Here is a 16,586-nt window from a genome sequence, read left to right as displayed (position 1 = left end):
TGCAAGGTTTTATTTGTAACCTTGCAGGTTAGGAATTCCATAATTATTTTAAACTGGACAAACTAGCTTGAATCGTTTCAATCTTAGCTAAAGCATCTGCTTCTTTCTTTTTCTCGGAAGCCACGACTTGTTCTGGTGCACCAGCAACAAATCGTTCGTTAGATAATTTCTTTTGTACCGATTTCAAGAAACCTTCTGTATAATTTAATTCTTCAGTTAACTTTTTAATTTCAGCCTCCACATCAATACTGCCTTCCATAGGAATAAAATATTCGTTCGATTTTACTCTGAATGTTAATGCACCTTCAACAGCTTCTTTAACATATTCATAGCTTTCAAGGTGGCCTAATTTTGAAATAACCTCATCAAAGGTATTGGCAGCATTTTCATTATTTACAACCGAAAACCCAATAGCATCCTTAAACGCAATATTCTTTTGTTTTCTAATATTTCTAATTCCTGAAATAACTTCGGAAGCGAACTCAAATTCTGAAATCAAAGTTTCATTTATTGGTTTTGCTTCTGGCCATTTGGCTATTATTAAAGCGTCTTTAGGTGAGCGTTCTTTAATATATTGCCAAATATCTTCCGTTAAGAATGGCATAAATGGATGAACGATCTTTAAGTTATCTTCAAAAATCGACATTACCTTTTCATATGTTGTTCTGTCAATGGGTTGCTGGTAAGCTGGTTTTACCATTTCTAACATCCAACCACAAAAGTCATCATAAATTAACTTGTAAATAGACATTAAAGCGTCACTTAATCTGTATTTGCTAAAATGATCTTCTATTTCTACCAAAACGGATTGAAACTTGGCTTCGTACCATTCTATCGCTATTTTGCTAGAATTAGGCTGCTCAATATCTGCAACTTCCCATAGGTTGGTTAATTGAAAAGCATTCCAAATTTTATTTCCAAAACCTCTTCCTTGCTGGCAAAGTGCTTCATCAAACATTAAATCATTTCCAGCTGCAGAACTTAATAATAATCCTACTCTTACGCCATCTGCAGTATATTCTTCAATAAGTTTTAAAGCATCTGGTGAATTCCCTAAAGACTTAGACATTTTTCGTCTCTGTTTATCTCTAACTAATCCCGTTAAATAAACATTTTTAAATGGTTTTTCGTCTCTGTATTCGTAACCCGCAATAATCATACGTGCCACCCAAAAGAATAAAATATCTGGTCCAGTCACTAAATCGTTGGTAGGATAATAATACTTTATTTCCTCATTTTCAGGATTACGGATACCATCGAAAACACTCATTGGCCAAAGCCAAGATGAAAACCATGTGTCTAACGCATCAGAATCTTGGGTTAAGTCATCAGATGTCAATTGTTCGTTGTTTGAAGCTGTTCTTGCTAATTCTACTGCTTTTTCAATGGATTCCGCAACGACAAAATCTTCCTTCCCATCACCATAGAAGTACGCAGGAATCTGTTGTCCCCAAAGTAATTGACGTGAAATATTCCAATCACGAATATTCTCCATCCAGTGACGATAGGTGTTTTCAAATTTCTTTGGAAAAAGTTTTATATCTCCAGTTTTTAAAACGGCATCAATGGCTGGTTTTGCCAAATCTTCCATTTTCAAAAACCATTGGTCACTTAATCTTGGTTCGATTACGGCTTTTGTTCGTTCTGAAGTTCCTACTTTATTAATATGGTTTTCAGTCTTCACTAAAATACCTGCTTCTTCCAATTCTTTTACAATACCTTTTCTAACTACAAAACGGTCTTGTCCTTCGTAGTGCATCCCATAACTATTCAAACTTGCGTCGTCATTAAAAATATCAACGACTTCGAGTTTGTGTTTATCGCCTAAAACTTTATCATTTTCATCATGCGCAGGCGTAACTTTTAGGCAACCTGTACCAAACTCAACATCTACGTATTCATCTTCAATAATAGGCACAACTCTTCCACAAATAGGTACAATGGCTTTTTTGCCTCTTAAATGAGTAAAACGTTCATCGTTTGGATTGATACATATAGCAGTATCTCCAAATATGGTCTCAGGCCTAGTAGTAGCAATGGTTAATTTTTGATTACTTCCTTCAACCTTATATTCTAAATAATAGAGTAAACCTTGTTTTTCAACATGGATCACTTCTTCATCAGATAAGGTAGTTTTTGCTTCCGGATCCCAATTAACCATCCGGTAACCTCTGTAAATCAAGCCCTTGTTGTATAAATCCACAAATACCTTAATTACGGCTTCAGACATTTCGTCATCCATGGTGAATTTGGTTCTGTCCCAGTCACATGAACAACCCAATTTTTTAAGTTGTTCCAGGATAACGCCACCGTATTCTTCTGTCCATTCCCAAGCATGCTCTAAAAATTCCTCGCGTGATAAATCATTTTTATCAATACCTTCTGCTTTCAACTTTGCAACTACTTTCGCTTCCGTAGCAATGGAGGCATGATCTGTACCAGGCACCCAACACGCATTTTTCCCCAATAAACGAGCACGTCTAATCAATACATCTTGGATGGTATTGTTCAACATGTGTCCCATGTGCAAAACACCTGTGACGTTTGGAGGCGGAATTACAATGGTATAAGGCTCTCTCTCGTCTGGCGTAGAATGAAAGTAATTGTGCTGCATCCAATAGTCGTACCACTTATTTTCTACTGACGTTGCATTATATTTAGATGGAATTTCCATATTTTGGTATTGTTTTTGTAATGTAACTGACAAAAGTACTTATAATTCCTTTTTTGAAAAATTATTAGTGTAAGAATATAGGTTGTAAAACCATAAAATCTGTTAAATGGAATGTATTACGTCTAATAAATTTTGATGGGAACGAAAAAGTAACTAGTTTTGAATAATCAATTTTAAATTAAAAATGATGAAAAATTTAATTGCAGTTTTATTTGTAGGACTAATGAGTTTTGGTTCTTTTGCTCAAGAGAAAGTAGCAAAAATAGAGTTTAAAACCGATGTTATTGACTATGGTACTATTGAAAAAGGTGCTGATGGTGTTAGAACATTTGAGTTTACCAATACGGGTAATGCGCCTTTAGTTATCTCTAACGTAAAATCGACTTGCGGTTGTACAGTACCTAAGAAGCCAGATGGTCCAATTATGCCAGGCGAAACAGGTGAGATTGAAGTAAAGTACGATACTAAGCGTGTTAATCCAATTAGAAAAACAATTACTGTGTTTTCAAATGCTGAAACACCAACCGTAGCCTTAAAAATAAAAGGTTTAGTGGTTGATTCTAATAAGTCCAGTGTTTTAGAGAAGAAAGAAAAAAGTATGATTGAGCAATAGATCTCAGTACAACTTTATGATAATGATGAGCTCTCAATTTGAGGGCTTATTTTTTTCGAATACATTATCAAGACTAAATTTAAATGTTTTTTCTTCCCCTTCACGTTCTATGGTCATTCTAATCTTTTTCCCTGTTTTATCATAAAGGATGGTATTGATTTCAAACAATTTATAATTGTAAGCTGGTTTACCGTTTATAGTAATTAAAACATCCCCTTTTCGCAAACCTGAGACATATGCATTAGAAGACATTCTAATTTCAACAATCCTATAGACAGGTTTAAGGGACATTCTAAAATTTATGGAACGACTTATTTGAACGGAAATATCACCATCTGTATAACCAGTGTTTGGCGATTTTGTCTTAATTTCCTCTTTAACAAACATATTTCCGTTATACTCTAGAACAATACCACTATTATTATACGAAAACGGCTCTTTAAATAATTTATTCTTTTTTATATATAACTTCTTATTGGTATAATCAAAAAAGGTATTAAACCTTTTTAAAATACCTCCTCCTATACTACCATTTCTATCTCTGTAAACTTTAGCTATATCTAAGGACAACGAATCTGGAAACGCAACATTGGCACCAATCAAATCAAAAACATTTAGTTTAAAGTTATTCACTTTAGACCTTTTCCCATAAATGGAACCACTCAAGCCTTTCCCTAAGTAGTCGTCAAAAATTAGATTTGATTTGGGTTTTAATCCCATTTTCTCATTTTCAAACAACCACAACGCATCGCTACTACCTGTATCAATAAGTAGTTTAACAGGTGTTTCTATTGTATCAATAGTTACTTTAGCATCTAAATAAGATTTTTTATTATGAATATGAATTGGAAGCGTTTTCCATTTTTTTGAAGATTTTGGTTGAAAACTATTGGGTTTATGCAATCTAATATACTTTGAACTATATTTAATTTCTACTACAAATCCTTTAAATATATCGTAACCAATAAGGCCATGCACTAAAACTCCTAGTCTTGGAGTAAAATTAATATCACTATCAAAAACCACATACATATCTTGGTTAAACCCAACGGCATCTCCAAGTTTTAATCTATTTTGACTAGTCTTTATTGCTTTTAACTTACCGTCACCACCCAAACCATGTAGATAAAATGTTTTAGTTGCTTTTAAATCTAGCGAATCATTTTCAGATAAATTGAACAAAATCGGTTTACTAACTCCAGTATCTAAAACAAAAGACAACATTACACCATTTACTTCTAACGGTATAATCATTAAATTACTAGCCAGTTGAAAATCAATTTTTTCACTGCTATTTTCTTTCATTAGAAAATCGCTTTGAGCTTGCGTAATACAACAACATATACTAAAAAAAACTAAAATGATATGTCTACGAAATATTTTCAATGCTTTAAATATTTTCAAATAAGTTACGAATCTTTAGCAGACAATATATTTTAAATCCTCATTTTTAAATAAATTTTAAGACCTTAGCATTTTAAAAAATACAACAAATGCCAAAAATTTCAAACAAGGGTAACAACATGCCAGAATCGCCAATTAGAAAATTGGTACCATATGCTGAAGAAGCACATAAACAAGGCAAAAATATATATTATCTAAATATTGGTCAGCCAGATATAAAAACACCACAAGTGGCTCTCGATGCTATTAAAAATCAGAACCTTGAGACTATAGCCTATAGCCGATCTGAAGGTGCGGAAAGTTATAGAATAAAAATTGCTGAATATTATAAGCGTAATTCCATTAATGTAACCCACAATGACATCATTGTTACTACAGGAGGAAGTGAGGCGCTTTTATTCGCCTTTGGAAGTATTATGGACGAAGGTGATGAAATCATCATTCCTGAACCATTTTACGCCAATTATAATGGATTTTCGAATGCATCTGGCGTGAATGTGGTGCCTGTGATTTCTAAAATTGAGGATAACTTTGCATTACCTCCAATCGAAGAATTCGAAAAACTTATTACTCCAAAAACCAAAGCAATTTTAATTTGTAACCCAGGAAATCCCACTGGCTATTTATATTCTAAAGCCGAAATTAAGAAATTAGCAGCTATTGTAAAAAAACACGATTTGTTTTTAATTGCAGACGAAGTTTACAGGGAATTTATTTACGATGGCATTGAACATTACTCCATTTTGCAAGAACCTGGATTAGAAGAACATGCCATTGTCATCGATTCGGTCTCCAAACGTTACAGTATGTGTGGCGCACGAATTGGCTATTTGGTTTCTAAAAATAAAGCGGTCATAAAGACAGCTTTAAAATTTGCCCAAGCAAGATTGAGTCCTCCAACACTAGCACAAATTGCAAGTGAAGCGGCTTTAGAAACGCCGCAAAGTTATTTTGATGATGTAAAGGCAGAATACGTCAAACGTAGAAACACTCTTATTTCAGCATTGGAAAAAATTGAAGGTGTAAAAGTGGCCAAACCCAATGGTGCTTTTTACTGTATTGCAGAATTACCAGTAAAAAATTCAGATGATTTTGCCAAATGGCTATTAGAATCATTTGATTATAATAATGATACGGTCATGGTGGCTCCTGCGGCTGGCTTCTACTCCACACCTGGTGTTGGATTAAACCAAATACGTATTGCTTATGTCTTAAACGAAGAAAGTTTAAAAATTTCGGTAAAAATATTAGAAGAAGCTTTAAAAGTATATAAAGACTAATGACCATAATTAACCATGCCTCAATAAAACCGTTTAATACTTTTGGTATTGAGGCTAAAGCACAATCCTATTGTGATGTAACTTCCATTACAACCCTAAAAAGTCTTTTGAAGGAGTATCATGATAAGCCTCTATTTGTGTTAGGTGGCGGAAGCAATATGTTGTTAACTAAAGATATCGAGGCTTTGGTGCTTCATATTAATTTAAAAGGTATTGAAGTTGTTAGCGAAACAGAAAACACAGTTGTTATAAAGGCCATGGCAGGCGAAAACTGGCACAACTTTGTCCTTTGGTGTTTGCAGCACAACTATGGAGGTGTTGAAAATTTATCTTTAATTCCTGGCAATATTGGTACGGCGCCTATTCAGAATATTGGTGCTTACGGCGTGGAGTTGAAAGATATTTTTGTCAGTTGTGAAGCGATAAACATAGAAAATCAAGCTTTAAGAACGTTTTCTAAACCGGATTGTAATTTTGGGTATCGAGAATCTATCTTCAAACAAGATCTGAAGGGCCAATATATCATTACAAGTGTCAAACTTGAACTGACTAAAGCTAATCATCAGTTACGTACCAATTATGGTGTTATAAAAAACGAATTGGAATCCAATGGCATTGAAAACCCAACCATCCAAGATATTTCGGATGCCGTAATCGCCATTAGACAAAGTAAATTACCAGACCCAAAAGAGATTGGGAATAGTGGCAGTTTTTTTAAGAATCCAATAATTACGGTAGAAGAATTCCGAGAATTAGAGCGGAATTTCCCAGCCGTCCCTTCCTATAAATTATCAGAAGAAGCTGTCAAAGTACCTGCAGGTTGGCTTATTGAAAAGGCAGGTTTTAAAGGCAAGCGCTTTAAAGATTATGGTGTACACAATAAACAAGCCTTGGTTTTAGTTAATTACGGTAATGCCAATGGAAAAGAAATTTTTGAATTGGCGCAATTAATACAAAATACAGTAAAACGATTATTTAATATCACTATTGAAACTGAAGTTAATATCATATAAAACAAAAGTCACAATGTAGATTGTGACTTTTGTGTTTAGAACAATTTTTTTTTGAAAATGCTATTAATCAACCTCTTACGAAGATAAAACTATTCTAATATTTTATATTGAGCACCATTATATGGTGTATTTAAGTATATTTACGTTCACAATTCAATTTTGGACGTTTTAAAAATAAAAAAATAAGATTTTAACAGTTTGAGTATTACACCTACAGAACAAAAAATCATCGACTATCTTCAGAAGGGAGATAAACGTGCGCTAAATTTACTTTACGAAAATTATTCGAACAGTCTTTATGGTGTAATCTTAAAAATTACAGTCAATGAGGAAGTCGCACAGGATGCCTTACAGGAAACTTTTATTAAGGTATGGAAAAACGCTTCAAAATACGATGCCTCTAAGGCAAAACTCTTTACATGGCTCTTTCGTATTGCAAGAAATACAGCCATAGATAAACTACGGAGTTTTAATAATCGTTACCATAAAGAAATCCAAATTGATAATTCTAACGTATATATCTTACCAACTACAAATTTTAACCAAGATGTCATGGACATCAAAGAGCATGTTGGGAAACTAGAAGAAAAATATCAAATTGTGTTAGATGCTTTGTTTTTTCAAGGCATGACACAACAAGAAGCCAGCGACGAATTAGATATTCCACTTGGCACTATTAAATCTAGATTAAAAATAGGATTACGTGAACTTAAAAAAGTTTACAATCCATAAAATATTTGATCATGGAAAATAAATTACAAATCTTTTTAAAATCCAACCTACTTAATAAGTATCTGGTTGGAGACACATCTTTGGAAGAAACTAAAGAGGTGGAACACTTTATTTCTAAGTATCCAGAAGTTGCTCAAGCTTATGAAAAACTTCAGGAAAATTTAGAAATTGTCACAAAAGCAGGAGCTGTTGATGTACCAAACCATATTTTAAACGACATTTTAGAAGCCTTAGAAGACACTAATGACACTAAAGTGATTCAATTGGTACAGAAAAGAAAGACCTCCTGGTTTAGCATAGCTGCTAGTGCTGCCGCTGTATTATTTGCTGCAACATCGTTTATGCTTTATCAAAAAAATGTAGAGTTGAATAATGAAAATAATGTTGTCGTGGAAGAAATTTTTGATCTACGAAGCGATATTGAAAATAACAATTCTAAGTTAGACGAGTTATCTAAAGAACTATTAAAGCTTAACAATCCTGATGCTAAGAAATATGTTTTCAATGGCAACGAACGTGCGAAGGACTTAAAAACAGTAGCATACATTAATCCGGTTGAAAAAACGTCAATGATTGATGTCATTACATTACCTCAATTACCAAAAGAGCAGCAATATCAAATTTGGGCTGAGCTGCAAGACCGTATGGTTAATTTGGGTATTTTGGATGAATCTGATCGTAAGTTGAAACAAATTCCATATATGGAAGATGCATTGGCATTGAGTATTAAAATTGGTACAAAAGGCGACAATGCAAACGAAAATGATACTGAGGTTGCAGAAATTTCTTTAAAAGAAGAATAAGACTTTACTAAATACACATTTAATTAATCCAAAAAGAGGCGTAATAATTTATTATTGCGCCTCTTTCATTTAAGGTCTTTTCTGAAATCCTAATCTTTTGAAAACAAAGTTTTGTGAATTAAACCACCTGCAATTGCTCCTGCAATTGGTGCCACCCAAAATAACCAAACTTGCGATAAATATGAACCATCCGCGTATAAAGCCTGACTTAAAGAGCGTGCAGGATTTACAGATGTATTTGTAATAGGAATACTAATTAAGTGAATAAGCACCAAGGCCAAACCAATAGCAATTCCTGCAAAACCTTTAGGCGCTTTAGGATAAGTACTTCCTAAAATAACCAATAAAAAAAATGCTGTTAAAATAAACTCTGCAATTAACGCAGAAACCATACTATAACCATCTGGAGATAATTCGCCATAACCGTTTGCTGCAAAACCTCCAACGCCTTCATATCCAGATTTTCCTGATACAATAAGATATAATACACCTGCTGCCGCAATAGCACCAATCACTTGAGCAATAATATAACCTAGTAGGTCTTTTGCTTCAAATTGTCCACCAGCCCATAATCCAACGGAGACTGCAGGATTAAAATGCGCACCAGAAACATGGCCAACTGCGTAAGCCATTGTTAATACTGTCAGACCAAAAGCTAAAGCAACGCCTACAAATCCAATTCCTAAATCTGGAATTCCAGCAGCAAAAATAGCACTACCACAACCTCCAAATACAAGCCAAAACGTTCCGAAGAACTCTGCAAATAATTTTTTCATAATTGATTAATTAGTTAATAATAAATTGATTAATACCAATAAGACACAGAATCAATGAGTTAGGTCACAACAAAATTGATTAGAAAATAAATGTAAAAACATTATCTTTGCATTAAATTTTAGTGTTCAAATGAAATTACTATTACTTACATTGGGATTATTAGCTTTAGCGGTCGGAGGAATTGCTATAAAAATTTGGGCTAAAAAAGATGGTAAATTTGCAGGTACTTGTGCGAGCCAAAACCCAATGCTCAACAAAGAAGGAGAATCTTGTGGTTTTTGTGGAAAAACACCAGACCAATACAAAGACTGCAATGAACCTCAACATTCATAGACGTTAATGACACTTCCCATAATACTATTTTATGCATTTATTGCAGTTGTTAGTATTCAAATTATTTATTATCTGAGTTTTTTATTTTCTTTTGGCAGCAAAAGGGCGGAAACGCATTTAAAAAAACAAATACCAATTTCCGTAATTATCTGTGCTAAAAATGAAGCAGAAAATTTAAAGAAAAACCTTCCTTTCATATTAAATCAAGCTTATTCTAATTTCGAAATAGTATTGGTCAACGACAGTTCGTTTGATGATACCTTAGAGGTTATGAAGGATTTTTCATCCATACATAATAACGTCAAACTTGTTGATGTAAAAGTTAGCGAAGCATTTTGGGGAAATAAAAAATATGCACTTACACTGGGCATAAAAGCTTCCAAAAATGATTTCTTGGTTTTTACTGATGCCGATTGTGTACCTAACTCTGAACATTGGTTAGCCCATTTAAGTGGAAATTTCTCTAATGAAAAATCAATAATTTTGGGTTATGGCGCCTATGCCAAAAAGAAGTTTTCATTGTTAAACAAACTCATTCGTTTTGAGACTGTAATGACTGCTATGCAATATTTTTCCTATGCACAAGTGGGATTAACGTATATGGGAGTTGGTCGTAACCTGGCTTATAGAAAAGAATTGTTCTTTAACAATAGTGGCTTCAATAATCACATGTCTATAAAGTCTGGCGATGATGATCTATTCATTAACGAAGTAGCCAATGCATCAAACACAGCGTTGTGTTTTACAAAAGACAGTTTTACGGTTTCTGAGCCAAAATCCTCATTTAAAGCATGGATACTTCAAAAAAGAAGACATATTAGTACTGCTCCATTTTATAAAATGAAGCATAAACTTTTATTGGGTTTATTTTACACGACCCAATTATTATTTTGGATACTCGCAATTTCACTCTTAATTATAGGATTCACATGGTATTGGGTTGTGGCATTGATCAGCTTAAGGTTTATAATCCAATGGCTATGTTTCGGGTTTACAGCTAAAAAACTCGAAGAAACTGACCTCATTATTCTCACACCAATTTTAGAATTATTTTTAATTAGTTTACAATTAAGTATCTTTATTGCTAATCTAATATCTAAACCAAAACATTGGAAGTAAAAGACGCCATTAACAAAGCCATAAAAAAAGAACAAAGCGCGTTTAATTTTCTTCTCGATACTTTTTGGAACGATGTATATGCATTTCAGCTCAAACGAACACTGAACGAAAATGACGCTGAAGACATCACGATTCAAACATTTTCAAAAGCCTTTGACAAGATTGACACCTATAACGACGCTTATAAATTTAAGACGTGGCTGATTACGATTTCAAAAAATATTCATATTGATTTAATTCGAAAACAGAAAAAATTAATCAAAAACACTTCTAAAGATAATAATGATAATTTCTTTGATATCGTTGATGATTCACCAACACCTGAAGATAAAATTATTACTGAACAAAATCTCGCCAATCTTTTGCGAGATGTAAAAAAACTGAAACCACATTACCAAGAGGTGATCAATCTAAGATATTTTCAAGAATTGAGCTACAAGGAAATTTCCGAAGAACTTAATGAACCTATCAATAACGTGAAAGTGAAATTGTTGAGAGCCAAAAAACTATTGGCTGAAATTATTACGAAAGCTTGATCTTTTCATCTATAAATTAATCCATTCTTCATCAGTATTGAAAACAACTAATATTTCGTAATAGTCATACTGCATTTCAACAAACAAATTTCATTTTTTACTTTGTATCTTTGCTTTCAGAAATTAAAAACGGCATGGAAACCAAAGTAGCTTCAAATATTTTACCCGAACGTAAACCGAAATGGTTACGCGTAAAATTACCTACTGGAAAAAAATATACGGAACTTAGAACCTTAGTAGACAAGTACAAATTAAACACCATTTGCACCTCTGGAAGTTGTCCAAACATGGGAGAATGTTGGGGAGAAGGCACGGCAACTTTTATGATTTTAGGAAACGTCTGTACACGTTCTTGCGGATTTTGTGGCGTAAAAACAGGACGACCAGAAACGGTGGATTGGGACGAGCCAGAAAAAGTAGGACGTTCTATAAAATTGATGCAGATTAAACACGCTGTGTTAACAAGTGTAGATCGCGATGACCTGAAAGATATGGGAAGCATTATGTGGGCAGAAACCGTAAAAGCCGTAAGACGTATGAATCCTGAAACAACCCTTGAAACATTAATTCCAGATTTTCAAGGCATAGAAAAGCATATTGACCGAATTATAGATGTAGCACCAGAAGTCGTTTCACACAATATTGAAACCGTAAGACGTTTAACAAGAGAAGTTAGAATACAAGCCCAGTATGATCGCAGTATGGGCGTTTTAAAGTATTTAAAAGCTCAAGGACAGCGCAGAACCAAATCTGGAATTATGCTAGGACTTGGCGAAGAGCGCGAGGAAGTGATTGAAACCCTTCACGATTTAAGAGCGAATGACGTCGATGTGGTTACGATAGGCCAATATCTGCAACCAAGTAAAAAACACTTACCTGTGAAACAATTTATCAATCCAGACCAGTTTGATGAATACAAAGAAATTGGACTGGATTTAGGCTTCAGACATGTTGAAAGTAGTGCTTTAGTAAGGTCGTCTTACAAAGCCCAAAAACACATTAATTAATGATATCTGTTGCTATTAACGGCTTTGGCAGAATTGGTCGTCGTGTTTTCAGATTAGCATTATCTCATCCACAAATTCAAATTGTTGCCATCAATGATTTGGCTGATGCTAAAACTTTAAGTCATTTACTTAAATATGACAGCATTCATGGCGTCTTACAAGATTCCGTTTCTTATGATGAGAACCATATCATAGTGAATGGTGTTTCCATTCCTTTATATAGACAATCGCATCCAAAAAGTATTGATTGGTCTAAAACCCAACCCGATTTTGTTATAGAATCTACAGGAAAATTCAAAACAAGAGCAGAGCTTCAACACCATATCACTAATGGTGCTAAAAAGGTAATTCTGTCTGTTCCTGCTTTAGAAGATGATATTAAAACGATTGTTTTAGGTGTTAACGACACCATTTTGGATGGTACAGAAACGATTATATCCAATGCTTCCTGTACCACTAACAATGCAGCACCGATGATTGCGTTAATTAAAGCACATTTCGGCATAAAGCAAGCTTATATTACAACCATTCATTCCTATACTACAGATCAAAGTTTGCACGATCAACCGCATAAAGATCTAAGACGTGCAAGAGCTGCTGGTCAATCCATTGTGCCTACAACCACTGGTGCGGCTAAAGCACTTACTAAAATTTTCCCAGACCTCTCAGATGTTATTGGCGGTTGTGGTATTAGAGTTCCTGTTGCGAATGGGTCTTTAACGGATATTACAATCAATGTGAAAACGCCAACATCGATAGAAAAAGTGAATTCACTTTTTAAATATGCTGCCAAAAATGAATTAAAAGGTATTCTTGAATATACCGAAGATCCAATTGTATCCATTGATATTGTTGGGAATCCACACTCTTGTGTTTTTGATTCGCAGATGACTTCAGTAATCGGTAATATGGTAAAAATTGTAGGCTGGTACGATAACGAGACAGGTTATAGCTCAAGAATTTTAGATTTAATTTGCAATTAATCGGACAAATTACCACTTTTATCGAATAAATAATTATATTTGCTTTAATTAAATGGAGCTGAATGTCCCGAATCAAATATCACATATTTGTTTTTTTAGCATGTTTTTGTAGTCTTATTTTTGCGCAACAAGATGGCGTTGAGGATAAAGAGATGCTTACATTGAGACTAAATGAGCATCTCAATCAAGCTAAATTAGACAGCGAACGCGGTAATTATTATAATGCTTTAGACAACTTTGATAAAGCACTGGAAGTTGCTGAAAAAATTGATGACAAACCCAATCAAGGTAAAATTCACACTAAAATGGCTAAGGTTCAATTTTTAGTTGGAGAGGAGGACCAAGCCAATATTTCATTAACCAAAGCCATTCAGATTCAACGTAAAAATGATGATTACGCTAATCTCGCTATTACCTATAACATAAAAGGTGTTATTCACAGCACTAAGGAAGAATACGAAAATGCACTCGGCTATTTCAAATCAGCGAACAACCTTTTTGAACAAGAAGATTTAGAAGAATACACTTCTGAAGTTAGCCTGAATAAAGCCAAAGTATTTATCGCACAAGAACGCTATGAAGAAGCAAAAGCCCAGCTTGAAAAAACCATAATTGTTGCGAAAAAACACGACCAGGATCGTCGTCTAAGCAGTGCTTTGATAGAAAGCGGGAAAGTATATTGTGCTATAAATAATCCTGACATGGCGTTATCACAAACCGAAGAGGGTCTGTCTATAGCACAAACCAATAATATATTGGAAAATGTTAATGAAGCTTTCGTGACCTTAAGCGATATCCACGAAAAAAATGGAGATTATAAAAGGTCTTTTGAGTATATAAAAAAGCACATCCATTTATCCGATTCCATTTTAAACATTAAGCGAGAGAACTTGCCTCAAGGGATTTCTGGACTCTCGATTAATAAATACAAGGATGCCGAAAATGCCCAATTGAAAGCTCAAATTGATGAAGTAACCGCAGAAAGTGCGTTTACGAGAATTACAACCATCCTAAGTATCGCATTGATTACCATATTGTCCTTATTGACGTTATCGCTATATAAGAACAACAATATCAGGCTGAACACCAACACCATGCTTCATAAAAAGAACGATGAACTTATTGTCGCAAAAGAGAAAGCAGAATTGGCCTCTAAAACAAAAGCAAATTTCTTATCGACCGTAACCCATGAGCTGCGCACACCTTTATATGCGGTAACCGGACTTACAAATATGCTATTGGATGAAGACCCAAAGGAACATCAAATTCCACATTTGAAATCATTAAAGTTTTCTGGAGACTACCTGCTTACTTTTATTAACGATATCCTACAAATCAATAAAATTGAAGCTAATAAAGTTGAATTGGATCCAGAAAATTTCAACCTTAAAAATAAATTAGAAAATGTGATTTCGGCACTTAGCAATTCTGCAAAAGACCAAGACACAAAAATTCACTTTGATTATGAAAACGGATTGCCAGAAACATTTGTTGGCGACCAATTAAAGATTTCCCAAATCTTAATTAACTTACTTGGAAATGCTATTAAATTCACAAAAGATGGAGACATCTGGGTTAGAGCGTACAAAATTGACCAAAAGGACAATAAGTACAACCTTCGCTTTGAGATTGAAGATAATGGCATTGGTATTACAAAAGAAAAACAAGACCAAATGTTCGACAGTTTCTCCCAAGGCTCTGTCCAAATTAACCGTAAATATGGCGGAACTGGTCTAGGTCTTTCGATTGTAAAGGGATTAATTCAAATTCTAAAAGGTAAAATTTACTTAAAGAGTGAGCTTGGTAAAGGCTCAACGTTCTTTTTCGAAATTCCATTAGAATATGATGAAGACTCTGAAAAACCTGTAGTAGAAGAAGTTAAAAAAGTTAATAAGATGGAAAGTTTGGATTTAAGTAACGTTAAAATTCTTATTGTAGAAGACAACAAAATCAATCAAATGATCACTAAAAAGATTCTTAACAAAATGGATCTGTATTGTGATGTGGTTGATAATGGTGAAGCTGCAGTAGAACAAGTAAAAGAAGTGGCTTACGATGTTGTGTTAATGGACATCCATATGCCAGGAATCAGTGGATTAGAAGCCACAAAAATCATTAGAACCTTCGATAAAGATCTGACTATTTTTGCGTTGACCGCTGTAACCTTAGAAGACAAAATGCACGAGTTTGGTGAAGCTGGTTTTGATGATATTATATCCAAGCCATTCAAACAAGAGGATTTTGAAGATAAATTACATGCGGCACTTTCTGGAGAAAAAATAGTGTCTAGCTTCTTTAATTAACGAATGCTTTAACCGCAGCACCAAATTGTGCTGTTTTATCTATTTTGATTTGAATAGGTAAATAATACAATTTATCTTTTAACTCTTCATGATCCGACAAACGCACATAATCCTTTTCCGTCGTAATGAGCAATGATTTTGAAGCTAAGGTTTCAATATCCGAAATTCTAAAACTATAATGATCGCTATATTCCAAGTGATCGAATTCCAATTCTTTTTCCGCTAAGAAATCCACCAATGGCTTGGCATTGGCAATTCCTGTTACTAACGTAAACTTAGGAAGCTTGTTCAAATCCAATTCATCAAATGCAGATATTACATTAGGAGCATAATCCACATAGCTAAAAAATAGCTGTTGATGGTTTTTTAATTTTATTTTTGAAGCAATCTTTTGCTTTTCAACTTCAGAAATCGTTTTACTACATTTTGTAACCACAATCAAATTGGCTCGTTTGGCTCCAGAACGAGGTTCGCGTAAATTTCCAGTTGGTAAAACAATATCTTTATAATAGAGGTTATTATATGCGGTCAACAGAATATTAAATCCTGCTTTTACTTTTCTATGTTGAAAGGCATCATCTAACAAAATAACTTCGGGTTGTGGTGATAAACGCCTAAGTTCGGCAATACCATTTTGCCGATCGCCATCAACTGCAACGGTAAGTGCTTTAAATTTTCTATAAAACTGGAAAGGTTCGTCGCCAATGGTGTCTGCAGTCGCATTTTCATCCGCCAATATAAAACCTTGGGTTACTCTTTTATAACCTCTGCTTAATGTGGCGATATCTTTTTCGTCTTTTAAAAGTCGAATTAAATACTCAATCATCGGTGTTTTACCTGTGCCACCAGTACTGAGATTTCCAACACAGATTACAGGAAAATCATAAGATTTGGACGATTTAATTCCAGCATTATATAACCAATTCCGTAACCAAGTGATCACGTAATAAATCGGTACAATAGGAAACAATATGATTCTGATAAAGTTCACAACGACTAAATTATATTA

General features: G+C 34.0%; 15 protein-coding genes. 11 read left to right on the top strand and 4 right to left on the bottom strand.

All coding sequences use genetic code 11. From position 1 onward, the window contains the following. Positions 1 to 43 precede the first annotated feature (43 nt). Positions 44 to 2,674, bottom strand: coding sequence for a valine--tRNA ligase (locus HM990_RS03215; protein WP_178987561.1), 2,631 nt, complete (start codon positions 2,672 to 2,674; stop codon positions 44 to 46). Positions 2,675 to 2,861: 187 nt separating this feature from the next. Between HM990_RS03215 and HM990_RS03210 the strand changes: the two genes are divergently transcribed. Beyond that, positions 2,862 to 3,287 (top strand): DUF1573 domain-containing protein, encoded by a 426-nt coding sequence (locus HM990_RS03210; RefSeq protein WP_178991806.1) that lies wholly within the window; start codon positions 2,862 to 2,864, stop codon positions 3,285 to 3,287. A 33-nt stretch (positions 3,288 to 3,320) separates the two neighbouring features. On the opposite strand, the gene HM990_RS03205 is transcribed toward HM990_RS03210, so the two are convergent. Then, positions 3,321 to 4,592: a retropepsin-like aspartic protease gene (locus HM990_RS03205; RefSeq protein ID WP_178987560.1), complete on the bottom strand. Its 1,272-nt coding sequence runs from the start codon at positions 4,590 to 4,592 to the stop codon at positions 3,321 to 3,323. A gap of 188 nt (positions 4,593 to 4,780) precedes the next feature. Here HM990_RS03205 and HM990_RS03200 point away from each other — a divergent pair, with 188 nt between their 5' ends. The 4 genes from HM990_RS03200 to HM990_RS03185 all read left to right on the top strand — a co-directional run bounded on the left by HM990_RS03200 (position 4,781) and on the right by HM990_RS03185 (position 8,519). Beyond that, entirely contained in the window at positions 4,781 to 5,971 is a 1,191-nt protein-coding gene (locus HM990_RS03200) for a pyridoxal phosphate-dependent aminotransferase (protein ID WP_178987559.1), read from the top strand. Further along, positions 5,971 to 6,984, top strand: a complete 1,014-nt coding sequence (gene murB, locus HM990_RS03195) for a UDP-N-acetylmuramate dehydrogenase (RefSeq protein WP_178987558.1) — start codon at positions 5,971 to 5,973, stop codon at positions 6,982 to 6,984. Before HM990_RS03200 ends, murB begins: the two co-directional genes overlap by 1 nt. A 198-nt stretch (positions 6,985 to 7,182) precedes the next feature. Next, positions 7,183 to 7,716, top strand: a complete 534-nt coding sequence (locus tag HM990_RS03190) for an RNA polymerase sigma factor (RefSeq protein WP_178987557.1) — start codon at positions 7,183 to 7,185, stop codon at positions 7,714 to 7,716. An 11-nt stretch (positions 7,717 to 7,727) separates the two neighbouring features. Next, a complete protein-coding gene (locus tag HM990_RS03185) occupies positions 7,728 to 8,519 on the top strand; it encodes an anti-sigma factor (protein WP_178987556.1) in 792 nt (263 codons plus the stop codon). An 89-nt stretch (positions 8,520 to 8,608) separates the two neighbouring features. Here HM990_RS03185 and aqpZ read toward each other — a convergent pair whose 3' ends face one another. Continuing rightward, a complete protein-coding gene (aqpZ, locus tag HM990_RS03180; RefSeq protein WP_178987555.1) occupies positions 8,609 to 9,295 on the bottom strand; it encodes an aquaporin Z in 687 nt (228 codons plus the stop codon). Between the two features lie 130 nt (positions 9,296 to 9,425). On the opposite strand from aqpZ, the gene HM990_RS03175 reads away from it, so the two are divergent. From HM990_RS03175 to HM990_RS03150, 6 genes are all read left to right on the top strand, one after another. Then, positions 9,426 to 9,629 (top strand): membrane or secreted protein, encoded by a 204-nt coding sequence (locus HM990_RS03175; protein ID WP_178987554.1) that lies wholly within the window; start codon positions 9,426 to 9,428, stop codon positions 9,627 to 9,629. A gap of 6 nt (positions 9,630 to 9,635) precedes the next feature. After that, on the top strand, positions 9,636 to 10,748 hold the full coding sequence (locus tag HM990_RS03170; protein ID WP_178987553.1) for a glycosyltransferase: 1,113 nt from the start codon (positions 9,636 to 9,638) through the stop codon (positions 10,746 to 10,748). Continuing rightward, positions 10,739 to 11,284 (top strand): RNA polymerase sigma factor, encoded by a 546-nt coding sequence (locus tag HM990_RS03165; protein WP_178987552.1) that lies wholly within the window; start codon positions 10,739 to 10,741, stop codon positions 11,282 to 11,284. The genes HM990_RS03170 and HM990_RS03165 overlap by 10 nt, the downstream gene beginning before the upstream one ends. Positions 11,285 to 11,418: 134 nt before the next feature. Further along, complete coding sequence (gene lipA / locus HM990_RS03160) at positions 11,419 to 12,291, top strand: lipoyl synthase (protein WP_178987551.1); 873 nt, start codon at positions 11,419 to 11,421, stop codon at positions 12,289 to 12,291. After that, positions 12,291 to 13,274, top strand: a complete 984-nt coding sequence (gene gap, locus HM990_RS03155) for a type I glyceraldehyde-3-phosphate dehydrogenase (RefSeq protein ID WP_178987550.1) — start codon at positions 12,291 to 12,293, stop codon at positions 13,272 to 13,274. The genes lipA and gap overlap by 1 nt, the downstream gene beginning before the upstream one ends. Before the next feature lie 62 nt (positions 13,275 to 13,336). Further along, entirely contained in the window at positions 13,337 to 15,577 is a 2,241-nt protein-coding gene (locus HM990_RS03150; protein ID WP_178987549.1) for a tetratricopeptide repeat-containing hybrid sensor histidine kinase/response regulator, read from the top strand. On the opposite strand, the gene lpxK is transcribed toward HM990_RS03150, so the two are convergent. Continuing rightward, on the bottom strand, positions 15,570 to 16,568 hold the full coding sequence (gene lpxK / locus HM990_RS03145) for a tetraacyldisaccharide 4'-kinase (RefSeq protein WP_178987548.1): 999 nt from the start codon (positions 16,566 to 16,568) through the stop codon (positions 15,570 to 15,572). The genes HM990_RS03150 and lpxK overlap by 8 nt on opposite strands. Positions 16,569 to 16,586: the final 18 nt, after the last annotated feature.

It is taken from the genome of Winogradskyella schleiferi, assembly GCF_013394655.1.
GTDB lineage: Bacteria > Bacteroidota > Bacteroidia > Flavobacteriales > Flavobacteriaceae > Winogradskyella > Winogradskyella schleiferi.
This window is presented reverse-complemented; position numbering and strand designations above follow the sequence as displayed.